This is a genomic window from Thermosynechococcus sp. TG215 (assembly GCF_031583455.1).
In the GTDB taxonomy this organism is placed as follows: Bacteria; Cyanobacteriota; Cyanobacteriia; order Thermosynechococcales; family Thermosynechococcaceae; genus Thermosynechococcus.
Genome location: NZ_CP134178.1, coordinates 2,556,163 through 2,577,726, shown reverse-complemented (window position 1 = coordinate 2,577,726; position 21,564 = coordinate 2,556,163). Strand labels below are relative to the sequence as shown.

Genomic DNA, 21,564 nt, shown 5'->3' with positions numbered 1-21,564 from the left:
ATTCCATCCAGCACTTTATCATGGTCATTCCTACTACGGGTATGCCTAAGTTAATAGCAGGGCAAATAGCCCACATAAGGCAATACCATCAAAAACACCCGCACCACCAATACTCAGCACTCCCGCCGACATCCGCTCAATTTCCCGTAGGTGGAGTAAATCTGCACCAATCAGGGTTCCCAGCACACCTCCGGCAAAGGCAATGGGTGCCGCCGCCACGCCCCCAGAAATCAAAATGGCTGTCATTGCTGCTGTTAGGGGCGCGACCAAGGCATTCATTTGAATACCAATCCCCGGTACCACCTGAGCAGAGTAGTAACTGACAGCGGCCACAATTGCCGTCACCAAGAGAATTGCCAAGGGACTGACGCGGGTAAATTGATAGAGGGCTAGCACCGTCGGGATCAAGCCGCCCCCCACATTCAGTGCCACAATCGTCTTTTGCTCAATTTTGCGCAGGGGAATGCCCCAAAACCGACTGAGCCAGAGTTCTTCAAAGTCGGGAACAATGGCCACCGTAGAAACCCGCTCATAGAGGGGGATATTAATCGTGCTGCCGAGAATCACAAGCAGCAGTAAGACCGAAGCAGCAGTAGGTGAAAAGCCCAACTTGGCAACGGCCACTTGTACAGCATCGAGGGCGATCGCTAGCCAAAGGAAAGGCAGCGACAGTAACAGCAGCACAAAAAGTAGAGCAGTAACAGGCAGATAAATCATAGAAACGCAAAATGACCTTAAAAACTTGGGACTCAAACGTGGGAGGACGCCTGGGACACTGCCGCCAGAGCCTCCCTCAGCGCTTTGGCCAAAGCAATCGCGGAAGGATAGCGATCGGGCAACAGAGGAGCCGTAGCGCGGTGCAACACCTGTTTCAAGGGGTCGGGAATCTCGGGGCGATCCGAAACATCAAGGCGATGAAAGCCATCACAGTGGTGATAGAAACGAATCGGACTATCCCCCAACAGCAAAAAGGCTAGGGTTGCGCCTACTGCAAATAGATCCGACTGAATGGTGGGTTGACCCATCATCTGTTCCGGAGCACTGTAGCCCTCCACGGCAATGCGGGTGCCACCGGGGGAATGCCCCAGTTCTTTGACCGCCCCAAAGTCAATCAAAACAATTTGGTTATCGCGCGATCGCACCAGTAGGTTACTGGGTTTGAGATCCCGATGAATCACGGGTGGATCCTGATTGTGCAGATAGTCCAAGACACCGCAGGTTTGAATCATCCACTGCACCGCCTGAGGAATCGGCACCGTGCCATTGCGCAGTACCCAGCGCTCTAGGTCAATGCCATGAATGAGTTCCATCACCAAATAGCTTTTACCATCTTCCACAAAAAAGTCATAAAAGCGGGGAATCCCTGCATGGTCAAGGAGCTGTAAGATGCGAGCTTCCCGTTCAAAGAGTTCCTGTGCCTTTTCATTGTCCTCCATATCAGACCGCAGTTCTTTGAGAACCCACACCTCCGGTACCTTGCCAGTCCATCCCCCGGAGGGTTGCGCTTCACAGGCCAAGTAGGTTGTGCCAATGCCGCCATGCCCTAAAAGGCGCAGGATGTGATAGTTGCGTACGGTGCGCTGCACATTGAGGGGTTGACCACAGTGAATGCAAAACAGATTCCCCGGCATATTACCGGCATGGGTACACTCACTGAGGGTGGGCGCACTGCGGCGAAAGGTTTGCTCATGGAATTCAAGAATTGGGCCTGTGGGGCCTAGCTGAATGAGACTGCCACTGGCAAGTTTGCTCTCATCAACAAGGCGACCATCAACAAACGTCCCGATCGCCCCCAAACTTTTGAGATACCAACGTCCGAGATTTTCTGGATCCCGATAGCAACACAGTTCAGCGTGATAGCGACTAATGAGAATATCATTGAGAATCACATCGTTATCTGCGGCACGACCAATACGGATGGTCGTTTTAATCGGGAAACGCCATGTTTTGACCGGGGTGCGTTTCCAAGGATCTAACAGGTGCAGAATAATCACGGGTGTGGAACTGCCACAGCAAACTCATCGAGATTTAGCCTATTTTCCTACACTTTGCCGATGTCTGCAGTGTTTTGCAATAAATCATAAACAGCTCAAGATGCCAAGGCTAACTGTTCTAACTGAGCATGCAGCCTTATTTTAGACTGTCTATCTGGCTTGGCAGTGCGCAATTGTTTATGAAAGAGACTATAGTCTCGGATTTCTCACTACTGCCAAAGCGTAGTACACTAGGGGTAGTGCTGGTGTAGCTCAGTTGGTAGAGCAACTGACTTGTAATCAGTAGGTCGTCGGTTCGAGTCCGACCATCAGCTTTACTCAGTGTTCGCCCAAAAAGTATTGGGTCTTTGGCTTAGCCTTGCCTGCCATGACGGCACTATGATGATCAAGGAAACGATCTTGCCACCCTTGCCATGCTTGTCTATTGCACCCGTCCCCACTGTCGTTGTCCCCAAAACGATGTTCCAGACTTAGACAACCCCAACAAACGCTACAGTCGCGTGGCGGAGCGATTTTGTACGGCCTGTGGGATGCCCTTGATTCTACGGGGACGATACGTTGCAGAGCGGGTTCTGGGTCAGGGGGGGTTTGGGGCGGCCTATCTAGCACGGGATTTGGATACCCCTGGTCGGCGTGAGTGTGTGATTAAGCAATTTCGTCCCAACGTGTCCGATCCCCAGAGTCGGCAAAAAGCTCAGGAACTCTTTGAGCGAGAGGGTGAAGTTCTCGACCAACTGGGGCAGCATGCGCAGATTCCTGATTTACTAGCATTTTTTGCTGAAGAAGTCCCCAGTGTGGATGGACAAGGGGTAGAGCAGTATTTCTACTTGGTACAGGAATATATTGACGGCGAAACCCTCGAGGATGAACTGGCTCAAAAGGGATGCTTTAGTGAGGAAGAGGTGCGGCAGGTGCTGCGGGAACTCCTACCCGTGTTGCAGTACGTCCATGACCACGGCTCGATCCACCGTGATATTAAGCTCTCAAATATTATGCGCCAGCACCCCAGCAAGACAAAGTTTCCCGGCCAAGGGCGGCTCTATCTGCTGGATTTTGGTGCGGTGAAGCAGATTTCCCAAGCGGGGGGACAACAAGGACACTTTACGGGTATTTATACCCAATACTATGCGCCACCGGAACAAGCACGGGGGGAACGGGTCTATCCCAGTTCAGATCTCTATGCCTTAGCAGTGACTTGTATCATATTGCTGACCGGCAAAGATCCCAGTGAGCTATTCGACGCTTATAACAACCGCTGGCATTGGCATTCCTATGCCCAAGTCAGTCCACAACTGCAAGCCATTCTCGATCGCATGCTACAACCGGCGCCTAGCGATCGCTACCAATCAGCGGCAGAGGTCTTAGCGGACTTAAATGCTTACTCTACCCCCGCCCCACCACCGCCTCCACTGCCACAACCAGTAACAGTAGCACCCCCTTCCCCGCCACCCGTAGTGTCACAACCGGCACCCCCTCCTTCACCTGGACCGGTGATGCCACCGACCAGCACACCACGTCCGAAAGCAAAACCGCCCCGCCAGCCTGCGCCTCCCTTACCGGCATTGAAAATTCTCATTGGTGCTGGCTTTACGGGCTTTGAAATGACGGCCTTGGGGTTGATGATTTTTAGTTTGATGACCGCTTGGCAGTTGCCTGTTGGTGTGAGTGCGGGGTTGATTGGTGCTCTATTTGCCTTTTTGGTGTTTTTGCAGTACAAACGCTGGATTGAACACTGGGAGCAGTTGATCATTGCAGTCATTTCAGGGGCAGTTCTTTTTTTTGTCCCCCTCTTGCAAGCAGGCCTAGGGGGTGTGACAGCGCTGCTCATTTGTGGTTTAGTGGGGTTGGGTTGCATGGTTATGGGCAACATTTTTTTGCTAATTTACAATATCTTGGCGCGATTACTGTAGGAGCGGGGCAATGCAGTTAACGTGGTTGGAGAGCAATACTTGGTTGTGGAAGTTAGGTCATACGCGGATTTTGGTTGATCCGTGGTTTGTGGGGGCACTGACTTTTGGCAACACGCCTTGGCTGTTTCAGGCGGAGCGATCGCGCCCCTGCCCCATGCCAAGCGATGGGGATGTCATTTTGCTTTCCCAAGGGCTACCAGATCACTGCCATGAACCTACCCTCCGCACCTGCGATCGCGCCCTACCGGTCATTGCCTCCCCCAGTGCTGCCAAAGTTGCCCAAGGCCTTGGCTTTGAAACAGTGATTGCCCTTAGCCCCCACCAAACCTACACGTACCGCGATCTCACAATCCAAGCCACCAAGGGCGCCAGTATCGGCCCTCGTCAACAGGAAAATGGTTACATTGTGCGCTGGGGCACTCAAAGTCTCTACTATGAACCCCACGGCTGTCATGATTCGTGGCTGCGCACCTACGGCAAGGTGGATGTGGTGATTACGCCGCTGTTGGATGTCTGTTTACCCATGGTGGGTGCGATTCTCAAGGGGGGCAAAACGGCATTGGAATTGGGACAATGGCTTCAGCCCAAGGTGATGATCACCACTGCTGGCAATGGTACCCTCCGTCTTCAGGGATGGCTACCGCGACTGCTCTCGGTCAAAGGCACCCTTGAGGAACTGCAAGTGGCGTTTCAGCGGCTAGGCCTCAACACTCGTTTGGTGGAACCAGTAGCCTACACTCCCCTTGTTCTTCTGGCTGAGGTCTAGGGATGCGATGCTGGCTACGGCCTTTGATTCTCTTTTGGCAAGAGGTAATTCTTCTACTTCAGGACAATCAGCGGTTTTTGCAGTTGCTCAGTCAGATTGAGGGGATCGCGACTCGGGTGCTGGCGATCGGGATGCTGCTGGTGGTCATCGTCGCCATTATTGATTTGGGGCGGATTTTGACCGTGGAGCTATTCTCACCCCCCTTGGGACAGTTTAGCCTTGAACTGGTGAAAATCTTTGGCCTCTTTCTCAATGTGCTTGTGGCTCTGGAGATTCTTGAAAATATCACCGCCTACCTGAAAACCCACGTCTCGTCGCAAATCGTTGAGCTAGTAATTGTCACGTCTCTAATTGCCATTGCCCGCAAAATTATCATTCTGGATATTGGCCAACCGGAAACGGTGGCAAAGCTCTTGGGGCTGGCGATCGCCATCTTGGCCTTGTCTGCCAGTTACTGGATTGTGCGTCGTTTAAACTACCGGCGGCGTCCCTGAGGGATAGACCTGCTCGCGGTAGGCTTGCGCCTGTTCTAGGGTGGTTTGCAGCCGCTCCCAGTCCTCCTGCTCCACTTGGCGAATCAGATCATCAAGGGTGGCACGGTAGTGGATCAGGCAGTGGCGCAACGCCGCGCGGTTATATTCCGCCATCATCCGTCCCAACTCTGGATTGCCGCCGCCAACACGGCTGGTATCGCGAAAGCCGGAGCTAGCCAACTGCTGGGCAAGCTTCCGAATCGGCTCATTGGCTTCTTGGGCATTCGCAAGAATCAGTGCTGCACTCACGAGGACGGGAAGGTGGGAAATCCAAGCAACAGCGCGATCGTGATCCGAGGGGGTGGCATAGAGTAGCTTGGCGCCGAGATCATTGACCACACCAGCCACACAGTCAATGGCCGCACTGTCAGTGTAGAGGGTTGGGGTGAGAACATAGGGGGCATTGTCAAAGAGATGGGCTTGCGCCGCTTCAATGCCGGATTCTGCGGTACCGGCCATCGGGTGCCCACCGACATAGCGAGGCCAGAGTTTTTCGAGGGCGGGGACAATTTCTCCCTTGACGGATCCCACGTCTGTCAGCACTGTTTCTGGACTGAGGTAGGGGGTAATATCCAAGGCGACACTGAGAATGCTGCCAATGGGGGGACAGAGAAACACCAGATCAAGGGCACGCAAAATTTCTGGCTCCGTACTGCCCCAGTCAATGGCACCCTTGGCGATCGCCCGCTCACAGGTTTCAGGACGCCGACTCAGCCCAACCACATAGTGCCCCTTTGCCCGCAGATCAATGCCCAGTGAACCACCAATGAGTCCCAGCCCGACAATGCCAATCCGCAGCATAGTGCCCCTAAACTTGAATACCTTTACGATTGTGACATTGATTCTTGTTCTGAGGGACATTCCCCTCCTATGCAGATTTGTGCTTTGGATTCACAGCCAGAGGGGGGGCTTCGATACAATCAGAAATGACTCTGTTGCGCTTTAGGCCACCAATGATGAAACGCCTTGCCCATTTGCTTCAGCAGACCCTCAAATGCTGCCTTGGCCTTGCTCTTGTTTGGTGCCTCAGTAGCGGTACACCGGTGTGGGCAGCAGCAGCTCACCATAGTTTTGTGGCAGCCGCAGTGGAGCGGGTTGGCGATGCGGTTGTTCGCATTGATACCGAACGCACGATTGTGCGCCCAGCGGATCCCCTCTTGAGTGATCCCTTCTTTCGCCAATTTTTCCCCGGTTTAGCCTTGCCCCCCCAAGAGGATCGGCTGCGGGGTCAGGGGTCGGGGTTCATCATTGATCCCAGTGGCATTGTCATGACCAACGCCCATGTGGTGAGTCAAGCAGATACGGTGACGGTGCGCCTCAAGGATGGCCGGGTCTTTGAGGGAGAAGTGCGCGGCGTGGATGAGGTATCTGATCTAGCGATTGTCAAACTCAAAGGGGTCACCGAACCCCTACCCACTGCGCCCCTCGGCAATTCCAGTGACGTGAAAGTGGGGGATTGGGCGATCGCCGTCGGGAATCCCCTTGGCCTTGATAACACCGTCACATTGGGCATTGTCAGTACACTCCACCGTTCCAGCGCCCAAGTGGGTATCCCCGATAAGCGCCTTGATTTTATTCAAACGGACGCGGCCATCAACCCCGGCAATTCTGGGGGGCCTTTGCTCAATGAAGAGGGGGAAGTGATTGGCATTAACACTGCCATTCGTGCCGATGCCATGGGGATTGGCTTCGCGATTCCAATTAATAAGGCCAAAGCCCTGCAAGAGCGCCTGATTCGCGGTGAAAAAATTCAACACGCCTACATTGGCATTCAAATGACCACCTTCACGCCAGCAATGGCCAAGGAAAACAATGCTAATCCCAACTCACCAGTGATTCTGCCAGAGGTCAATGGCGTTCTTGTCCTGCAAGTGTTGCCCAATACACCGGCCGCAAAAGCTGGTCTGCGCTGGGGGGATGTGATTACAGCCGTGGATGGGGAACCGATTACCAGTGCCGATCAGTTGCAGGGGATTGTTGATAGTGCCGCTGTGGGGCAAGTTCTCAACCTGACCGTTCAACGGGGCGATCGCAGCCAACGGATTGCGGTGCGGACAGCGGAGTTGCAGGGAGCGGCTTAGGATGCCCTTGGGGCTACTGCTGCTGTGGCTCTTTGCCCTTGCCACCCGCTTTTGGGGGCTGACTCGCTTTCCCACACTGGTATTTGATGAGGTCTATTTTGCCCGCTTTGGCCGCAACTATCTCGCCGGGGTTCCTTTCTTTGATGCCCATCCGCCTTTGGGAAAATACCTGATTGCCCTGAGCATCTGGCTGGGGGGCGGCTTTCACCCTTGGGGCTATCGCTGGTTGAATGCCCTGATGGGATCACTGATTCCCATAGCAGTGGCGGTGTTGGCCTATCTCCTGACGCGGCGATCGCGAGTGGCACTGCTATCGGGACTCTTTGTTGCCCTCGATGGCCTCTTTTTGGTGGAGTCTCGCTATGCTCTCATCAATATCTCCCTTGTGCTTTTGGGTGTGGTGGCACAGATTCTCTGGCTGTGGGGGTTGCGCTACCAAGGAAGTGCGCGATCGCTCTGGCTGATGGCCGCAGGCATTGCCTTTGGCGCCTGTGGGGCAGTGAAGTGGAGTGGCTTGGGATTCCTGTTGGGGGTAGGGCTTTTCTGGCTTCTCCAGCAGAGGTTACCGCTGCCTGCTGAATGGAAGACCACTTACCAGTGGTGGCAGATGTGCCTGCTACTCCCCGTTGTCGCCTTTGTGGTTTATACCCTGCTCTGGCTACCCCATCTCCAGTTTCATCCCCACCAGAGCCTACTTGACCTCCATCGCCAAATGTTTAACTTTCACCGCAGTGTGGCCAGTACTGCCCATCCCTACTGTTCGCCGTGGTGGTCTTGGCCGCTCCTGCTGCGCCCCATGAGCTACTTTTTTCAGCGGGTGCAAACCCTCAGTGAATTCGTGCCCGTCATTGGCCCGCCCCTACCACCGGCAGATACCCAATGGGTTTATGCCGTCTATGCCCTCTTTAATCCCCCTCTTCTGTGGCTGGGGACCTTGGCCACGTTGGCTCTTATCCCCCTTAGATTGACGACAACCGCAGGCCGTTTTGTGCTCTTAAACTATGCTGCCAATCTCTTGCCCTGGGCACTGGTGAGCCGCTGTGTCTTTATCTATCACTACCTCCCCGCTGCCCTCTATAGCTTTATGGCCTTGGCCTTGCTCTGGGAAGCCAGCCACGATTGGGGAGCTTGGGCACGCTGGGCAGGCATTGCCGTCCTAGGGGTGGTTGTTGGGGGCTTCCTCTACTGGCTCCCCCTGTATTTAGGACTACCCCTGACGCCCCAAGACTTTTTGAGGCGGATGTGGTTGCCGTCTTGGATTTAGGACTATCCTAGGAGTTGTTTAACAGTGGCAATGAGTTCTGCAGGATCAAAGGGTTTGGTGATGTAGGCATCCACCCCCTGCTTTTTACCCCAGTGAATATCAAACTCTTCGCTTTTGGTGGTGCACATGATCACGGGCACACTTTGGCAAGCCGCTTCACCCTTAATCCAGCGGCACAGTTCGTAACCATTCATGCGCGGCATCACCACATCCAGAATCACCAAATCAGGACATTGAGCCTTGATCTTTTCTTGGGCTTCGATACCATCCTCAGCCTCAACAACGTCATAGTTCTGCTCTTTCATCAGCTGAACAATCATTGCCCGCAGGGTGGGGCTGTCATCAACAACCATAATTGTGGCCATAAAGGTTCTGCCTGATGCCGCAAATAATACGCTGGTAATTAGTGAACAGTTGGATATTCTACCCATCGCCTAGCTTATCATTTTCACCGGAGTCCTGAACATCGGCACCTTGGTCTTTAGGGGCGATCGCTCCTTTGGAATTCCTGAAAGAGAGCAGCCAATTCTTGACTCAAGGCTAAGGGGGTGCGGGGCAAGGGTCGCTGGCGACGCCAAAAGGGCGGAAATTGTTGCCACAGGTGCAGTAGGGTAGGCGTTCCCAATTCAGGGGCAAGGGTCGGCCACTGCCCAAAGACATGGGAAGCGCGATCGCTCACGGTGACCTGACCATTGACCAGCACCATAATCCAGTCGGCCCAGCCATAGGCAAAATCAAGATCATGGGTGGCAATCATAATCGTGGTTCCCTGCTGGTGAATGTTCTCTAGGGCCTGCTCCAGTTGCTGCCGCTGCTGATAGTCGAGATAGGTGGTGGGTTCATCGAGCAGTAATAGCGTCGGTGCTAAGGCCATTACTCCAGCCAGTGCCACCCGCCGTTTTTGCCCCAAACTCAAATGATGCAGGGGGCGATCGGCAAGCTCCACTAAATCAAAGTCCTCTAGGGTTTGGTACAAACGCGCTTCGATTTCGGCGCTGGGTAGGTCTAAGTTGTACAGCCCATAGGAGATATCCTCCGCCACGGTGGCTGCCACCAGTTGCTGTTCGGGGTCTTGAAAGGCCAAGCCAATGCGTTGACGCCACTGCCGCAGTCGCTCTGGTTGATGGACGAGCCGTTGCCCTTGCCAGTAAATTTCACCGCGATCGCGCCGATAGAGGGCCGCTGTCAGATAAAAGAGCGTTGATTTGCCTGAGCCATTCAGCCCCAAAAGGGCAACTTTCTGTCCCGCCTCTAGGGTAAAGGAGCAGTTTTGCAGCACGGGGGTAGTGGTATTGGGATAGCGAAAGCCAACCTGATGAAATTCCAGTAGCGGCACAGACATCTCAGGTGATTGCATTCAGCAGAATGAGGGCACCGCCACCAATGACGATTTCAAGGCCATACCGTTGCGAATAGGCATAGGACTGGGGACGCAATACCCGAAACTGCCCCTGAAAGCCCCGACTGAGCAGGGCAAGGTTCACCTGTTCATAGCGGTACAGAGACTGCTGCAGGAGTTGAGCCGCCAACAGGCTCACACTAACGAGCCAGCGCGATCGCCGTTGATAGCCGCCCCGTGCCCGCTGCGCCAATTGCAGCGTGAAAGCGGTTTCTAAGAGGGTGAAGATATAGCGGTACATCAACATCAGAATATCGAGGATGAAATGGGGAACCCGCCAGCGCTCGGCCACACTCAACAGGGCTGGAAAGGGGGTCGTCAATAAAATCAATAGTAAACAGGTGCTGGCAACCATTGTCCGCAGTCCTAGGGTTAAGCCTTGGTGCAATTTCTCGGCACTGATAAAGAACGACCAGCCCATTAGGGAGATGTCACTGAGAACCACTTGCCCCGAAGCCCGTAAAGTCTCCGTCGGGATGATTTGCACCACTAACCCTGGCAAACTCACCAGCCAAAACGCAGCAACTGTGGCTATGAGGGTGAAATAAACCCGCCACGGAATGCGGGCATAGCCGAGAATCCAAAGGCTCAGCCACAGCCAAAGCAAACTCTGGACAAGGGGGCGAGCAAAAAACGTCAATAACAGGCTGGCGATCGCAAAAATCAACTTTTGTTCAGGGTGCAAATGCCGCAGACCATTGGTATAGGCATAGGTATCGAGGTGATGGTGCATTGACTGCTCAGGACTGTTGCGATTTTGAGGCAGCGGTTGCCCTTTGGCGATGGCGTTCGCGGTACTGACCCAAGATAAACCCCATGACCCCCGCCCCCAGAGCTGCTTGCACAGCAAACAGCAGGGATTCAATCTCACCACTGGGCGGTTCAAACAATGGCTCTGCCCAAGGTTCAAAGTCTGGTGCCACCTCGCTGATTAACGCTTCGGCTTGGGCATCGGCACCTTCAAAGTCACCCTTAACCAGCAGTAAGGGAAGTGTACTTAAAAGAATTGCGCCGCCCAATAGGAAGGCCACTGTTTTTTTATTCATTGGATTCCCCTCCAGGCAAGAGTTTTAAGGTTTGCAATTCGGCTGTGCAATACGTGGTCAACCAGTTCCACACCAACACCGTGAGTAACCCTTCACTGATCGCCAAGGGAATCTGCGTCACAGCAAACAGCGCCGCAAACTTGGCAAAAGCCGTCGCCACCCCACCCATACTATCGGGAAAGGCCAATGCCAATTGTAAAGAAGTCACCGAGTAGGTGGCCAAGTTACTGATCAGAGCAGCACTAAAAATCGCGATCGCTGGCTTAGCCGTGGCACGGGACATCCCCCAATAGGTCAACCCAGCCAACCAAGGTCCCACCACCGCCATCGAAAAGCCATTAGCGCCTAGGGTGGTCAGGCCGCCATGGGCAAGGAGCAGGGCTTGAAAGAGCAGCACCAATGTCCCCAGCACGGCCATCAGCGGTGGCCGAAAGAGAACGGCTCCCAAGGCAATCCCCATCGGATGGGAAGAGCTACCCGTAACGGAAGGAATCTTCAACGAGGAGAGGACAAAGGCATAGGCACCGGCTAAGGCAATCAGCAGGGTTGACTCTGGTTGCTGTTGAATCTGTTGTCGCAGTGCCCATAGTCCCCATGCCAAAAAGGGTAAAAAAACCAGCCACCAGCCCACTGCCCAGCCAAGGGGCAAAAACCCCTCGCTAATGTGCATCGCCAAGGCGGGGTGAGGACTCGCGACCACGAGATACGCGCTCAGAAGGGCGATCGCCCCAAGGGAGCCATATCGCTTCGCTTGGCTACGTTTGATCATTGAGATAGTCCTAAACCTAAGTGCGCCTATTCTAGTGCGCAACCAGTAACTTGCCTATGCCCAGTGGGGGCTGCAACCGATATTAGAAAGAGCTATGCCTGCTCAAAAATTCACGCAGTGCCAAGACTGTAAGGCTGGAATTTGCATAAATTTTGATGTAGTCGGTATAACAGGATGCAGTCTAATGTCATTATTGAATCGTAGGTACTGTTGCTATGTTCCCAGGGGGGAGTTGTCATGAGTGAACTGACTGCCTTTGGTCATTCCTTGAGTAGTGGCTATGAAGTAGTGGTGATCAAGCCGCAGTCCCTCAGTGATACGACCCTGATCGTTCAAGCGCTGCGGGCTGACAAGGCAGTGATTCTCAACCTAGAGCACCTCGATGTCACCGAGGCACAGCGCATTTCTGATTTTGCCGCTGGTAGCACCTATGCCATCAATGGCCATCAATCGCGCCTTGGGGATGGGGTCTTTCTCTTTACGCCCAACGTGATTAATATCCAAGAATCCACAGCAGCACCGACACCCGCTGGACTGGCCTAAGCCGTTCATGAATCCTGCAGATCTGCTCACCGTCAGTGAGTGTCAAGAGATTGATCAACTGCTCTTACCGGCCGCAGATCGCTTTGCTATTCGAGTGGCGGTGTATGCCCAGCGCTATTTGCGAGCTAAGACTGAGGGAAACCCCCTCGAAGACCTGACGGAAGCCCAAGTCTATGAACTTGTTGCTGCCGATCCCCAGTTGCAAGCGGAGGAGCAGCGCCAAGGGGGGTTTATGACATGGTATGGCCAAATTTTAATCAGTGCCCTCAAGCAACTGCGGCAAATTGCTGCAAGGGAGGGGGTGCCCATTGCTGAGCTAACCGTTTCCCAGATTAGTCACTGGTTTCAGCAGCAGTGTCAGGCACGCTTGCGATCGTCCCCGCCGTCACCTTAAGAATTTGTGCTTGTTGCCGCCAAGGGGTGGCAAAGGGGGCAAGGTGGGTGGTGGTAATCAGCGTTTGGTAGCGATCGCCCATCACCTCTAATAAAATTCCCTGCCGCTGCAAATCCAATTCGGCGAGGACATCATCCAACAACAAAAGGGGAGTGTCGCCCACCACACTTTCCACAAGAGCCAGTTCCGCCAGTTTCAACGCCAATACCAGCGTGCGCTGCTGCCCTTGGGAAGCAAATTGACGGGCACTTTGCTCATTGAGGCACAAGCCCACATCATCACGGTGCGGTCCCACCAGACTGGTTTTTTGCAGCAGTTCAATAGTGCGGCGAGCGGCCAAGGCCTCATTAAAGGCAGCCACAATCACTTCAGAAGTGCCATCCCCAAGGGGCACATGGCTCTCATAAGTCAAGGTGAGTGTCTCGCGATCGCCACTCAACACGCGATGCCAATCCTGTGCCAAGGGAGCCAAGCGTTCAATGAGGCGCTGTCGGCGGCGGATAATGCGAGTGCCATTGATCACCAATTGCTGATTCCATGCCTGCCAGAGGGTTTCATCCCATCCTTGGCTGCCGGCCTGTTTGAGGAGAGCATTTCGTTGGCGCAGGGCTTTTTGGTAGGTTTGCAGCAGTTGGCTATAGAGGGGTTCCAATTGCACCAAAATCCGATCCAACCAGTTGCGGCGAATGGCCGGTGTGCCCCGCACCAGTTCCAAATCCAAGCAGGAAAATTCCACCGCATTGAGTTGCCCCAGAAATTCCGCCGTGCGCTTAACGGTACAGCCATTCACCCGTAGGACACGGCCTGCGAGGGGGCGCAAACTCACCGCCAGATCAAGGGGGACGCCTTGGCGCTCTAGGGTGGCTTCAATTTGGGCACTCTCTTGTCCCTGCTGAATAAGGTCGCGATCGCGATGGGTGCGATGGGATTGCAGTGTGGCCAGCCACTCCACAGCCTCTAGCAAATTGGACTTGCCTTGGGCATTGTCCCCAACGACGATGGTTTTTGGCGCAGCAAACGTCACCGATTGCTCGCTGTAGTTGCGAAAGTGGCGCAGATGGAGTGATTTGAGAAACACTTAGCAGCCCTTACCAGCCCCAAGTCCCCGGTGCCCCCTTAAACGGGCCGACAATGTCCGGAGTAATCCAGCCGCCATAGAAGCCCCCCGGTTGCGGAATCACCACCACACCATCCACGGTGCATTCATCCATCAAAGCAGCATAGAAGGCAATGTAGTTGCAGATTGGCGCAAAAGCAGGGGTAGGTTTGGGATAGTACCAGGCTGCATTATCCGCTTGGCGATCGCCCACCTTGACATGGTAGTAGGCGCCTTGTCCTTTCCACTCGCAAAAGGTTTGCCGTACTGAGGGCACCAGATACTGCGCCTGTACATCCTCTGGCGGAAAGTAATACACTGGGGGATGACTGGTTTCTAGTACCCGCTGTCCCCGCTGGGTGTCGGCAATCACCACACCATTAAAGACCACCCGCAGGTGTTTTGAGGTGGGTTCAACACGGGGCGGACGGGGATAGTCCCAAACCGATTCTTGGCCGGAGGCAGGGGGAATCCGTTGCATCGGGTTTCAGTTCCTCAACACTCTTCCTTGACGGTAACAGCTATGGCTCAAGCTTGGGAACTGGTTTGTCGCTCCACCAAGCCCTGTTCAATGGCCAGTCGCACCAGCTCAGCTCGATTGTGAACCGCTGTTTTTTGAAAGAGGCTACTGACGTGCTTTTCAATCGTTCGGGCGCTCAAGTGCAGGCGATCGCCAATCTGGGCATTGGAGAGTCCTGCCACGAGTAACCCTAGCACTTCCTTTTCCCGTTGAGTGAGATCAACGCTGAGGGTTCGTGTTTTCGGCGCCGCAAAGGGTTGCTGTCGTTGCTGCCACTCCATTTGTACCAGTTGTGCCCGATCCAACAGGTTACGCACCACCGCTGCCAACTCATTGAGGTCAAAGGGCTTGGAGAGATAGACATCGCCCCCGGTGCGATAGGCGCGAATCCGCTCTTCTAGTTCTGTGCGTGCGGTGAGGTAAATTACTGGTAGTAAGCGCAATGAGGGATGCTGGCGCACCTGCCGCACCAACTCATAGCCATTCATGTTGGGCATGGCAATGTCCGTAATCAGCAGATGGGGCTGATAGCGGTGGATCATTTCGAGGGCCTGGGCACCATCTCCCGCCGTCAGACAACAGTACCCTTCGGATTCCAAAAAGTGACTCACCGACAGGCGGATGCCGGGATCATCATCGGCAATGAGTACCGTGAGGGACATAGGAAATTTAGGTCTCCACTAGACCACAGTATTTCTCCACACAGCGGACAAACAGCTCAACCCCAATACTTAAAACAGTTTCGTCAAAGTCAAAGCGGGGATGATGGTGGGGAAAATCTAACCCCAGTGTGCCATTGGCTGACCCCAAAAAGAAGTAGCAACCCGGAACCGCTTGCAGGAAAAATGACATATCTTCCGCCGCCATGGTTTGACAGTGGGACGTGACCCCAGCCGGCACCTCAACCACCGATTCAGCAACAGAGCGCACTAATTTCGCCATCTTGGCATCGTTGACGGTGGGGGGATACATCCGCTCATAGCGAAAGTCATAGGTGGCGCCATGACTCTGACAGATACCCGCAATCACCTGTTCAATGCGCTGGGGTAGCCAGTCCCCCAACTCTGGCTTAAAGTATCGCACTGTTCCCCGAAAGGTCGCGGTATCGGCAATCACGTTCTTGGCGGTGCCCGCATGTACTGCCCCCACGGAAATCACCGCTGTCTCTAGGGGATCCACGTTGCGCGAGACGATAGTGTGCAAGGCCGTAATGATCTGGGCAACAACGAGAACCGTATCCACCGTAAATTGGGGTAAAGCGGCGTGTCCCCCCTTGCCGTGTACTTCACACTCAAAGAATTCCGCTGCCGCCATCAACGGCCCACTACGCACCCCCACCGTACCAACGGGCAGAAAGTTCCAGAGGTGCAGGCCAATAATGCCATCCACTTTCGGGGCATCGAGAACTCCCGCTTCAATCATGGGTTTAGCCCCACCGGGGCCTTCTTCCGCTGGTTGAAAGATGATTTTGACCGTACCAGCAAAATCGCGGTGCTCAGCAAGGTATTTCGCAGTCCCAAGGGCGATCGCTGTGTGACCATCGTGCCCGCAGGCGTGCATTTTCCCCTCATGGAGAGAGCGGTAGGGCTTATCGTTTTCCTCCTGCACTGGCAGCGCATCCATATCGGCGCGAATCGCCAGCACTGGCCCCGGTCGCGCTCCTGGAATCACGGCCACAATTCCCGTTTCCGCAATACCCGTGCGATGCTGAATGCCCCATTGCCGTAGTTTCTCACTGACAAAGGCCGCCGTCAGGTGTTCTTGAAAGCCCAATTCTGGTCGTTGGTGCAAATAGCGTCGCCACTGCACAAGTTCGGTTTGGAGGGCAGCCACCTCTGGACGCAGTTGGCAGCTCAATTGGGGAAGATGGAAAGCCATGGGGCAGTCTTTAGATTTTGTTTAGCATTGCCTTTCTCTAGGATAAACGATGCTCTGGGGCAGTGACAGTCAATGTAACCTCAAGAACAGGTGACGCGCCACTCGCTTCCACCAGTAGTAGGATTTTTTGGTCAGAACCCCCTGACTTAGGAAACATTTGTTATTATGACAGGTAGCTCCCTAGGGCAAAAGTTAAAATAGTTCAGTATTGGATATTACACTTTGCCAATTCTGAATCCTAGGGTCTCTTCAGCCAAACGAGGATGTTATGGTTCAATCCCTTCAATACTCCATCGAACTCGTCAAAGATGAAGCACGACGACTGGTGGCCAAAGGTGTGGTGAGTCGGCAGCAGCCCATTTACACTCTCTGCCAGTTTGTGCCCGTTCGGGAGTGGCCCCTCATTGAGGCAGAGCTAGAGCGCTGTGATTTTATGCTGCGCGATCGCATTGGCGACCTCATTGGCCGTGAGTGCTGGGACAACGACTAAAGAGCCATCATTCAGGGCACCGACTTCCCAATAATGCGCAAATCCTAGGACGTGGGTGCCTGCGAATCCTGCTGTAGGTCTTGGCGAATGGCGCGCAGCGTTTCGAGAAGCGTTTGAATATCTGCGGCTAAGTCAGCACTCTCGCGAGGAGCAGGCTCAGGGGTCGAAGAGGATTGCTGCTGTTGGGCAATGAAGGCTTGAATCAGTTCCCGTGCTTGCGCTTCGGTGAGGCGGCCTTTCTCAGCACAGACGGTGGCCAATTGGCGGGCATCCACCCGCAGTTGCGTCAGGTATTCTTGGCGCTTGGCCTCATCCTGTAGGGATTCAATGGCAGCAGCCGCCGCTCCAATACCGGTGTAGTAGAGTTGTTGTACAAGATCGAGGGGATTGCGATCCATAGAAATGTGCTCGGCGTGAACTCTCCTCTGCTACTGTACGGGAAATCTCCCTTGCTCATCAAGGTTGAGGAAAGCGACTGCGGTAGAGATGGACAATTTTACTCACCACCTCATCGATCCCCAAGTTGTCCGTACAGACTTCTATGGCATCGGCAGCTTTGCGAAAAGGGGCGTAGGTGCGTTGCTGATCCGCTGTGTCGCGAGCGGTAATCTGAGCGAGCAATTCCTCGTAGGAGAGGTCGCATTGTCCTTGTTGTTGTAACTCCTGCCAGCGGCGCTGGGCACGCTCTTCGGGCGAGGCCGTTAGGAAAATTTTCAAGCCTGCCTCGGGAAAGACATGGGTACCAATATCACGACCTTCGGCAGCAATGCCCCCATTGGCTCCGATCGCCCGCTGTTGTTGTACCATGAGTCGTCGCACACCCCGCAGGGCGGCAATTTGGGACACTCGCTGCGTCACCTCTAGGGAACGAATCGCTTGGCTGACCTCGCAATCGTTGATCCACACCCGTGTGGGTTGAGGGGGATCGCTGCTCTCAAGACGCAACTGACAATGGGCGATCGCCTCTACGACGGCTGGCTCATCCCTGAGATCAATGTTATTGTCCAAGCACCACCAAGTTACCGCTCGATACATGGCACCGGTGTCAAGGTACTGCAACCCTAGGGCTTGAGCCGCCAGTCGCGTCACGGTTGACTTCCCCGCGCCGGCAGGGCCATCCACAGCCAGAATCGGCAGGCGGCGATCCAATAGGCAATTGTCAATGAGGCGCGTTTGCCCCACCCAACCCGCGATCGCCAATAGCCCCACGGTCTCAATGCGTTCCAAGGGCACTAGGGTCTGGGGATGCACCAATTCGGCATAGTCGAGGCGCAACTGGGGAAACTGGCGCAGATGGTGGTGCACCTGCTCTAATAGCTGCTTAGCTTCAAAGCAGCCCTGACGGAAGGCGGTGGTGGCTACCTCTAGGCTCTGACTTAGGGCTAAGGCGGTGGCGCGATCGCCTGCACTGAGGTATTGATTACGGGAACTGAGGGCAAGGCCATCGGCATCGCGGACAATGGGGCAGCCAATGATCTCCACGTCCAGATTCAAATCCGCCACACAGCGGCGAATAATTGCTAACTGCTGGGCATCCTTTTGGCCAAAATAGGCGCGATCGGGCTGCACCAAGTGCAAGAGCTTCAGCACAATTGTTGCTACCCCGCGAAAATGGCCGGGGCGCGATCGCCCACAGAGGCGTTCCGTTAACTCCCTTGGTGGCTCAACTACCGTGAGACTCTCCATCCCCGCTGGATACAGTTCAGCCACACTGGGCACAAAGAGCAGATCCACCCCTAACTGCTGACAAAGCGCCGTATCCGCCTCAAGGGCACGGGGATAGCGCTCCAAATCCTCTTGGGGGCCAAACTGAAGCGGGTTGACAAAAATACTGACAACGACCACATCACACTCTTGCCGTGCCCGCTGGATCAAGGCGGCATGCCCCCCATGCAGTGCCCCCATTGTCGGCACAAAACCAAGGGTGGTTGCGGGAGGTAATGTGCCAAGGGCAGCCTGTAAACCCGCCGTGGTGGTCAAACGGTAAAACTTACCCATAGAGTGCTTCGGGGGCGATCGGTGCAGTTTTGATACAATCTGTCATATTACAGCCCTTTTCACACCGAGAGAAGACACGCCAGCTTCTGAAAGCCACGATCAGAGAGGCGGGTTTGGTGGATCCCAATGTTAGAAAAGGGCTGTCCAATGCCCGTGCCCGCTTTTTCTAACCAAAGTTTGTACATTTGTTGCAAGGGCTTTAATCTTGGGGGCAGGTTTTCTAAAATTCAGGTACCTTCGTTTCTCTGTACTTGCCAACCCTGTCACGCAACCTCCGTTTTACTCCCCCTGAGCCAAAAGCTTATTTTTTAACTGGAACTGTTCAGCATACGCCGCGAGGATAGCCCCTATGGCCAATGAACTACAAAACAGCTTACAAAAATACCGTTTCGTCTGCACCCTCACCTTCGGAGATATTTATGGCCAAGTCATTGTTTGGCTGATTGTGATCTTTATTGGTTTGGCCGCATCCCTCACCCTCTACAACAATCCCGTGCAGGCGTTTCTGGTCGGGGGGCTAATTTTGGTCTTAACCTTGCCCTTTTTGCTCTTTGCCTTTGTCACGACACTGCTCAACCATATTGAAATGCGACCTGTGACAGTCACAGAGAAGAAAAAGCGCAAAGATGCCGCCGTGGCCTCAACCACTGAAGTGGCTCCAGCGAATTAAAGAACCCTTAAAAATAGCGGGCGATCGCCCCCAAAATGCCACACTGAAATTAACGCTGAGGGGGCAGTTCTATGCTTTACTGGCTGACATTTTTGCAGGCATTACCGACACTAGAATTGCCAGCACCTCCCCGCACCCAAACCAAAGCCACAGTACTGGTGGAGTCTCCCCCCATTGTCATGGGTAATCTGGGTGGGCTGCTCTTTTTTCCCGGTGTGATTGCCGGCATTGTGATTTTACTGCTCCTGAGCATTTGGGCTTACACGCGCGTCTATGTCATTACCCCCAACAACGAAGCCTTTGTGCGCACGGGGGGGATTTTTGTTAAGAAAAAAACAGTCATTCTCAATGGTGGCTGCATTGCCCTGCCGGGGTTCCATGAGTTGACACGGGTACCGCTGCGGGAAATCTCCATTGACGTAGAGCGAACGGGCAAATTGGCGGTGCGTACCCAAGATTATCTGCGGGCTGATATGCGGGTCACCTTTTATGTCTGCATCAATGCCACCGAAGAGGATGTCCTCACTGCCGCCGCTCGCCTTTCCCAAAATAACCGCATTACCCCCGAAGACATCAAGAATGCCCTTGAAAAACGGGCGGACGATGCCATTCGCGCAGCTGCAAAACACAAGTCCTTGGCTGAAATTGACTCCGACAAACTAGGGTTTGCCCAAGAGGTACTCAACCTGATGCAGCAGGATCTGCAAAAAGTTGGACTCACCCTCAACAACATTGCCATCTCAGAAGTCCAAGAGAGTGACACCTACGACGAAAACAACTTTTTTGATGCTCAGGGGGTGCGGCTGCGCACAGAAACGATTCAACGCTCGATTCAACAAAAGCGGGAAGTCGAACTCTCAACCCGGGTCGCGATCGAACAAAAGGAACTGGATGCCCAAAAACGCTCCCTGCAAATTGAAGAGGAAAAAGAAGCGGCACTGTTAAGCCAACGCCTGAAGGTGGAAGCCCTAAAAGCGCAGCGGGAAAGGGAAATTGAGGAGGCCAAAGCAGCAGAGGCAGCCGCGATTCAGCGGGCAAAGTTGCTCCAAGCCCAAGCGGTTGAGGAAGAAGAAATCCGCAAAAGACTTGCCATCCAACAGAAGGAAATCGAGGCCAGCATTGAACTGGAGGAAAAAAATAAACTCCTGAAGGTAACGCAAGCCCAGCAACAGCAGGAGGCAGAAATCGCCGAGATCAGTCGCCAGCAGCAGGTGGAGGCCAACCGTTTGCAAGCACAGGTGGCCATTGCGGAGTCCGAGCGTCAAGCGCGTCTTGCCCAAGAGGATGTGGCGATCGCCGTTGCCACCAAGAAAAAAGAAAGTCTGATTGCCGAAGCCGAGCGGGCACGGGCAGAATCTGCGGTCACCACCGCCATCGAAGTGGAAAAAGCCAATCGCCAGAAAAACCTAGCGATTATTGCCGCAGAGCGGGAAGCGGCTGAAAAACGGGTGCTAGAGCAAAACGTTGTGGAAATTGATGCCTTTCGGCGGCGGCGGCAAGCGGAAATTGCCCAACAGGCAGCGGAACTGGAGGCGGAAGCGATTCGCACCCTTGCGGCGGCCAACCGTGATAAAGCCCTTGCTGAAGCTGAAGGGATGGAGGCCATGCTCGCGGCCAAAAATGTGATTAGCAAGGCTAACTTGACAGCTCAAGTGATTACAGCCCTCTGGCCAGAACTGGCACCGCAACTGCCACAAGTTCTCCAAGCCCTTGCCCCGCAACCGGGGGTGATTGGCGATGCCAAAATTTATACCTTTGCCAACGGGGGCACCCCTGCTGATCTCAATAAACTGCTCCTATCCACCAGCGGGCTAGCCCTGATCAATGCCCTTTTTGAGGAGGGGAAACTGGGGCAGTTGTTAGCACAAATTAAATCCCTACTCCAAGAAAATACGTCTCATTCCTAAGACGCGACTGCATACCCCTAGCCGCAAGAATGGATAACTCTTCAGTAGGTCTGAGGCGTGAACCAAAGATTTATTAACTCCATCTATATTTTCAAAATTCATAGAGATTTTTCAATGGGGTAAATATAAAAAAAAGATTAAGAACCACCAAAGGTCGGTGTTAGTATTCCGATGAACAGATTTAGAAATGTTAAGATTCTTAATATATGTAACGTATCTACGAAAACGCTGTTAAAGCACCGTTGGCTTGGCCGCGATCTTTAGCAGGGGCGATCGCCCATCCTATAGAGAAAACGATATTCCTAG

General features: G+C 53.9%; 24 protein-coding genes and 1 tRNA gene. 11 read left to right on the top strand and 14 right to left on the bottom strand.

Translation table 11 applies throughout. The features are described 5' to 3' along the window. Positions 1-45 precede the first annotated feature (45 nt). Both RHJ02_RS12600 and RHJ02_RS12595 read right to left on the bottom strand, forming a co-directional pair. A complete protein-coding gene (locus RHJ02_RS12600) occupies positions 46-717 on the bottom strand; it encodes a DUF1614 domain-containing protein (protein WP_206200455.1) in 672 nt (223 codons plus the stop codon). 32 nt (positions 718-749) lie between these two features. Beyond that, complete coding sequence (locus RHJ02_RS12595) at positions 750-1,994, bottom strand: protein kinase domain-containing protein (RefSeq protein ID WP_302678468.1); 1,245 nt, start codon at positions 1,992-1,994, stop codon at positions 750-752. A 241-nt stretch (positions 1,995-2,235) separates the two neighbouring features. On the opposite strand from RHJ02_RS12595, the gene RHJ02_RS12590 reads away from it, so the two are divergent. From RHJ02_RS12590 to RHJ02_RS12575, 4 genes are all read left to right on the top strand, one after another. Next, positions 2,236-2,308, top strand: a tRNA-Thr gene (locus RHJ02_RS12590). 99 nt (positions 2,309-2,407) lie between these two features. Beyond that, complete coding sequence (locus RHJ02_RS12585) at positions 2,408-3,904, top strand: serine/threonine-protein kinase (RefSeq protein WP_206200453.1); 1,497 nt, start codon at positions 2,408-2,410, stop codon at positions 3,902-3,904. Positions 3,905-3,914: 10 nt separating this feature from the next. Beyond that, complete coding sequence (locus RHJ02_RS12580; RefSeq protein ID WP_206200452.1) at positions 3,915-4,670, top strand: MBL fold metallo-hydrolase; 756 nt, start codon at positions 3,915-3,917, stop codon at positions 4,668-4,670. Positions 4,671-4,672: 2 nt separating this feature from the next. Then, positions 4,673-5,164, top strand: a complete 492-nt coding sequence (locus RHJ02_RS12575; RefSeq protein ID WP_302677354.1) for a phosphate-starvation-inducible PsiE family protein — start codon at positions 4,673-4,675, stop codon at positions 5,162-5,164. Here the strand turns inward: RHJ02_RS12575 and RHJ02_RS12570 are convergent. Continuing rightward, entirely contained in the window at positions 5,141-6,001 is an 861-nt protein-coding gene (locus RHJ02_RS12570; protein ID WP_225901722.1) for a prephenate/arogenate dehydrogenase, read from the bottom strand. The genes RHJ02_RS12575 and RHJ02_RS12570 overlap by 24 nt on opposite strands. A 128-nt stretch (positions 6,002-6,129) precedes the next feature. Here RHJ02_RS12570 and RHJ02_RS12565 point away from each other — a divergent pair, with 128 nt between their 5' ends. Continuing rightward, positions 6,130-7,284: an HhoA/HhoB/HtrA family serine endopeptidase gene (locus tag RHJ02_RS12565; protein ID WP_302678466.1), complete on the top strand. Its 1,155-nt coding sequence runs from the start codon at positions 6,130-6,132 to the stop codon at positions 7,282-7,284. Position 7,285: 1 nt separating this feature from the next. After that, on the top strand, positions 7,286-8,548 hold the full coding sequence (locus RHJ02_RS12560; RefSeq protein WP_310800283.1) for a phospholipid carrier-dependent glycosyltransferase: 1,263 nt from the start codon (positions 7,286-7,288) through the stop codon (positions 8,546-8,548). 2 nt (positions 8,549-8,550) lie between these two features. On the opposite strand, the gene RHJ02_RS12555 is transcribed toward RHJ02_RS12560, so the two are convergent. The 5 genes from RHJ02_RS12555 to RHJ02_RS12535 form a co-directional block, all read right to left on the bottom strand. Continuing rightward, positions 8,551-8,913: a response regulator transcription factor gene (locus tag RHJ02_RS12555; protein WP_206200447.1), complete on the bottom strand. Its 363-nt coding sequence runs from the start codon at positions 8,911-8,913 to the stop codon at positions 8,551-8,553. Between the two features lie 116 nt (positions 8,914-9,029). Further along, on the bottom strand, positions 9,030-9,890 hold the full coding sequence (locus RHJ02_RS12550; protein ID WP_310743128.1) for an ABC transporter ATP-binding protein: 861 nt from the start codon (positions 9,888-9,890) through the stop codon (positions 9,030-9,032). A 1-nt stretch (position 9,891) separates the two neighbouring features. Beyond that, positions 9,892-10,680, bottom strand: coding sequence for a cobalt ECF transporter T component CbiQ (cbiQ, locus tag RHJ02_RS12545; protein ID WP_310743127.1), 789 nt, complete (start codon positions 10,678-10,680; stop codon positions 9,892-9,894). Between the two features lie 7 nt (positions 10,681-10,687). Further along, positions 10,688-10,993 (bottom strand): energy-coupling factor ABC transporter substrate-binding protein, encoded by a 306-nt coding sequence (locus RHJ02_RS12540; protein ID WP_206200444.1) that lies wholly within the window; start codon positions 10,991-10,993, stop codon positions 10,688-10,690. Next, positions 10,986-11,762: an energy-coupling factor ABC transporter permease gene (locus RHJ02_RS12535; protein ID WP_225901591.1), complete on the bottom strand. Its 777-nt coding sequence runs from the start codon at positions 11,760-11,762 to the stop codon at positions 10,986-10,988. Before RHJ02_RS12535 ends, RHJ02_RS12540 begins: the two co-directional genes overlap by 8 nt. Before the next feature lie 237 nt (positions 11,763-11,999). On the opposite strand from RHJ02_RS12535, the gene RHJ02_RS12530 reads away from it, so the two are divergent. Both RHJ02_RS12530 and RHJ02_RS12525 read left to right on the top strand, forming a co-directional pair. Continuing rightward, positions 12,000-12,305, top strand: coding sequence for a cell division protein SepF (locus RHJ02_RS12530; protein WP_149821405.1), 306 nt, complete (start codon positions 12,000-12,002; stop codon positions 12,303-12,305). Positions 12,306-12,312: 7 nt separating this feature from the next. Continuing rightward, entirely contained in the window at positions 12,313-12,699 is a 387-nt protein-coding gene (locus tag RHJ02_RS12525; protein ID WP_206200443.1) for a hypothetical protein, read from the top strand. Here RHJ02_RS12525 and recF read toward each other — a convergent pair. From recF to RHJ02_RS12505, 4 genes are read right to left on the bottom strand one after another with little or no spacing between them, the layout of a single operon-like run. Then, the gene (recF, locus tag RHJ02_RS12520) at positions 12,638-13,777 is read right to left on the bottom strand and encodes a DNA replication/repair protein RecF (protein WP_302677360.1); all 1,140 of its coding nucleotides are present in this window, start codon (positions 13,775-13,777) and stop codon (positions 12,638-12,640) included. The two genes, RHJ02_RS12525 and recF, sit on opposite strands and share 62 nt — an antisense overlap. A gap of 10 nt (positions 13,778-13,787) precedes the next feature. Then, the gene (locus RHJ02_RS12515; RefSeq protein WP_302677361.1) at positions 13,788-14,276 is read right to left on the bottom strand and encodes a DUF427 domain-containing protein; all 489 of its coding nucleotides are present in this window, start codon (positions 14,274-14,276) and stop codon (positions 13,788-13,790) included. A gap of 47 nt (positions 14,277-14,323) precedes the next feature. Further along, positions 14,324-14,977 (bottom strand): response regulator transcription factor, encoded by a 654-nt coding sequence (locus RHJ02_RS12510; RefSeq protein WP_302677362.1) that lies wholly within the window; start codon positions 14,975-14,977, stop codon positions 14,324-14,326. 7 nt (positions 14,978-14,984) lie between these two features. Further along, positions 14,985-16,193 (bottom strand): M20 family metallopeptidase, encoded by a 1,209-nt coding sequence (locus tag RHJ02_RS12505; RefSeq protein WP_302677363.1) that lies wholly within the window; start codon positions 16,191-16,193, stop codon positions 14,985-14,987. 268 nt (positions 16,194-16,461) lie between these two features. On the opposite strand from RHJ02_RS12505, the gene RHJ02_RS12500 reads away from it, so the two are divergent. Continuing rightward, entirely contained in the window at positions 16,462-16,683 is a 222-nt protein-coding gene (locus RHJ02_RS12500) for a DUF4327 family protein (RefSeq protein ID WP_024123956.1), read from the top strand. Between the two features lie 44 nt (positions 16,684-16,727). On the opposite strand, the gene RHJ02_RS12495 is transcribed toward RHJ02_RS12500, so the two are convergent. Then, positions 16,728-17,081 (bottom strand): hypothetical protein, encoded by a 354-nt coding sequence (locus RHJ02_RS12495; RefSeq protein ID WP_302677364.1) that lies wholly within the window; start codon positions 17,079-17,081, stop codon positions 16,728-16,730. A 58-nt stretch (positions 17,082-17,139) separates the two neighbouring features. After that, a complete protein-coding gene (locus tag RHJ02_RS12490) occupies positions 17,140-18,681 on the bottom strand; it encodes a bifunctional pantoate--beta-alanine ligase/(d)CMP kinase (protein WP_302677365.1) in 1,542 nt (513 codons plus the stop codon). Between the two features lie 349 nt (positions 18,682-19,030). Here RHJ02_RS12490 and RHJ02_RS12485 point away from each other — a divergent pair, with 349 nt between their 5' ends. Together RHJ02_RS12485 and RHJ02_RS12480 are read left to right on the top strand one after the other, a co-directional pair. Beyond that, positions 19,031-19,351, top strand: a complete 321-nt coding sequence (locus tag RHJ02_RS12485; RefSeq protein WP_206200436.1) for a hypothetical protein — start codon at positions 19,031-19,033, stop codon at positions 19,349-19,351. Positions 19,352-19,422: 71 nt separating this feature from the next. Continuing rightward, on the top strand, positions 19,423-21,258 hold the full coding sequence (locus tag RHJ02_RS12480; protein ID WP_310800282.1) for an SPFH domain-containing protein: 1,836 nt from the start codon (positions 19,423-19,425) through the stop codon (positions 21,256-21,258). The last annotated feature ends 306 nt before the right edge of the window (positions 21,259-21,564 follow it).

What these genes read in the sequence shown, in the direction of transcription:
- RHJ02_RS12565 (WP_302678466.1), top strand. Translation starts at nt 6,130, where the DNA reads ATGACTCTGTTGCGCTTTAGGCCACCAATGATGAAACGCCTTGCCCAT.
- RHJ02_RS12485 (WP_206200436.1), top strand. Translation starts at nt 19,031, where the DNA reads ATGGCCAATGAACTACAAAACAGCTTACAAAAATACCGTTTCGTCTGC.
- RHJ02_RS12490 (WP_302677365.1), bottom strand. Translation starts at nt 18,681, where the DNA reads ATGGGTAAGTTTTACCGTTTGACCACCACGGCGGGTTTACAGGCTGCC.
- RHJ02_RS12580 (WP_206200452.1), top strand. Translation starts at nt 3,915, where the DNA reads ATGCAGTTAACGTGGTTGGAGAGCAATACTTGGTTGTGGAAGTTAGGT.
- RHJ02_RS12530 (WP_149821405.1), top strand. Translation starts at nt 12,000, where the DNA reads ATGAGTGAACTGACTGCCTTTGGTCATTCCTTGAGTAGTGGCTATGAA.
- RHJ02_RS12480 (WP_310800282.1), top strand. Translation starts at nt 19,423, where the DNA reads ATGCTTTACTGGCTGACATTTTTGCAGGCATTACCGACACTAGAATTG.
- RHJ02_RS12515 (WP_302677361.1), bottom strand. Translation starts at nt 14,276, where the DNA reads ATGCAACGGATTCCCCCTGCCTCCGGCCAAGAATCGGTTTGGGACTAT.
- RHJ02_RS12505 (WP_302677363.1), bottom strand. Translation starts at nt 16,193, where the DNA reads ATGGCTTTCCATCTTCCCCAATTGAGCTGCCAACTGCGTCCAGAGGTG.
- RHJ02_RS12555 (WP_206200447.1), bottom strand. Translation starts at nt 8,913, where the DNA reads ATGGCCACAATTATGGTTGTTGATGACAGCCCCACCCTGCGGGCAATG.
- RHJ02_RS12560 (WP_310800283.1), top strand. Translation starts at nt 7,286, where the DNA reads ATGCCCTTGGGGCTACTGCTGCTGTGGCTCTTTGCCCTTGCCACCCGC.
- RHJ02_RS12575 (WP_302677354.1), top strand. Translation starts at nt 4,673, where the DNA reads ATGCGATGCTGGCTACGGCCTTTGATTCTCTTTTGGCAAGAGGTAATT.
- RHJ02_RS12535 (WP_225901591.1), bottom strand. Translation starts at nt 11,762, where the DNA reads ATGATCAAACGTAGCCAAGCGAAGCGATATGGCTCCCTTGGGGCGATC.
- RHJ02_RS12540 (WP_206200444.1), bottom strand. Translation starts at nt 10,993, where the DNA reads ATGAATAAAAAAACAGTGGCCTTCCTATTGGGCGGCGCAATTCTTTTA.
- RHJ02_RS12500 (WP_024123956.1), top strand. Translation starts at nt 16,462, where the DNA reads ATGGTTCAATCCCTTCAATACTCCATCGAACTCGTCAAAGATGAAGCA.
- RHJ02_RS12495 (WP_302677364.1), bottom strand. Translation starts at nt 17,081, where the DNA reads ATGGATCGCAATCCCCTCGATCTTGTACAACAACTCTACTACACCGGT.
- RHJ02_RS12600 (WP_206200455.1), bottom strand. Translation starts at nt 717, where the DNA reads ATGATTTATCTGCCTGTTACTGCTCTACTTTTTGTGCTGCTGTTACTG.
- RHJ02_RS12585 (WP_206200453.1), top strand. Translation starts at nt 2,408, where the DNA reads ATGCTTGTCTATTGCACCCGTCCCCACTGTCGTTGTCCCCAAAACGAT.
- cbiQ (WP_310743127.1), bottom strand. Translation starts at nt 10,680, where the DNA reads ATGCACCATCACCTCGATACCTATGCCTATACCAATGGTCTGCGGCAT.
- RHJ02_RS12525 (WP_206200443.1), top strand. Translation starts at nt 12,313, where the DNA reads ATGAATCCTGCAGATCTGCTCACCGTCAGTGAGTGTCAAGAGATTGAT.
- RHJ02_RS12550 (WP_310743128.1), bottom strand. Translation starts at nt 9,890, where the DNA reads ATGTCTGTGCCGCTACTGGAATTTCATCAGGTTGGCTTTCGCTATCCC.
- RHJ02_RS12510 (WP_302677362.1), bottom strand. Translation starts at nt 14,977, where the DNA reads ATGTCCCTCACGGTACTCATTGCCGATGATGATCCCGGCATCCGCCTG.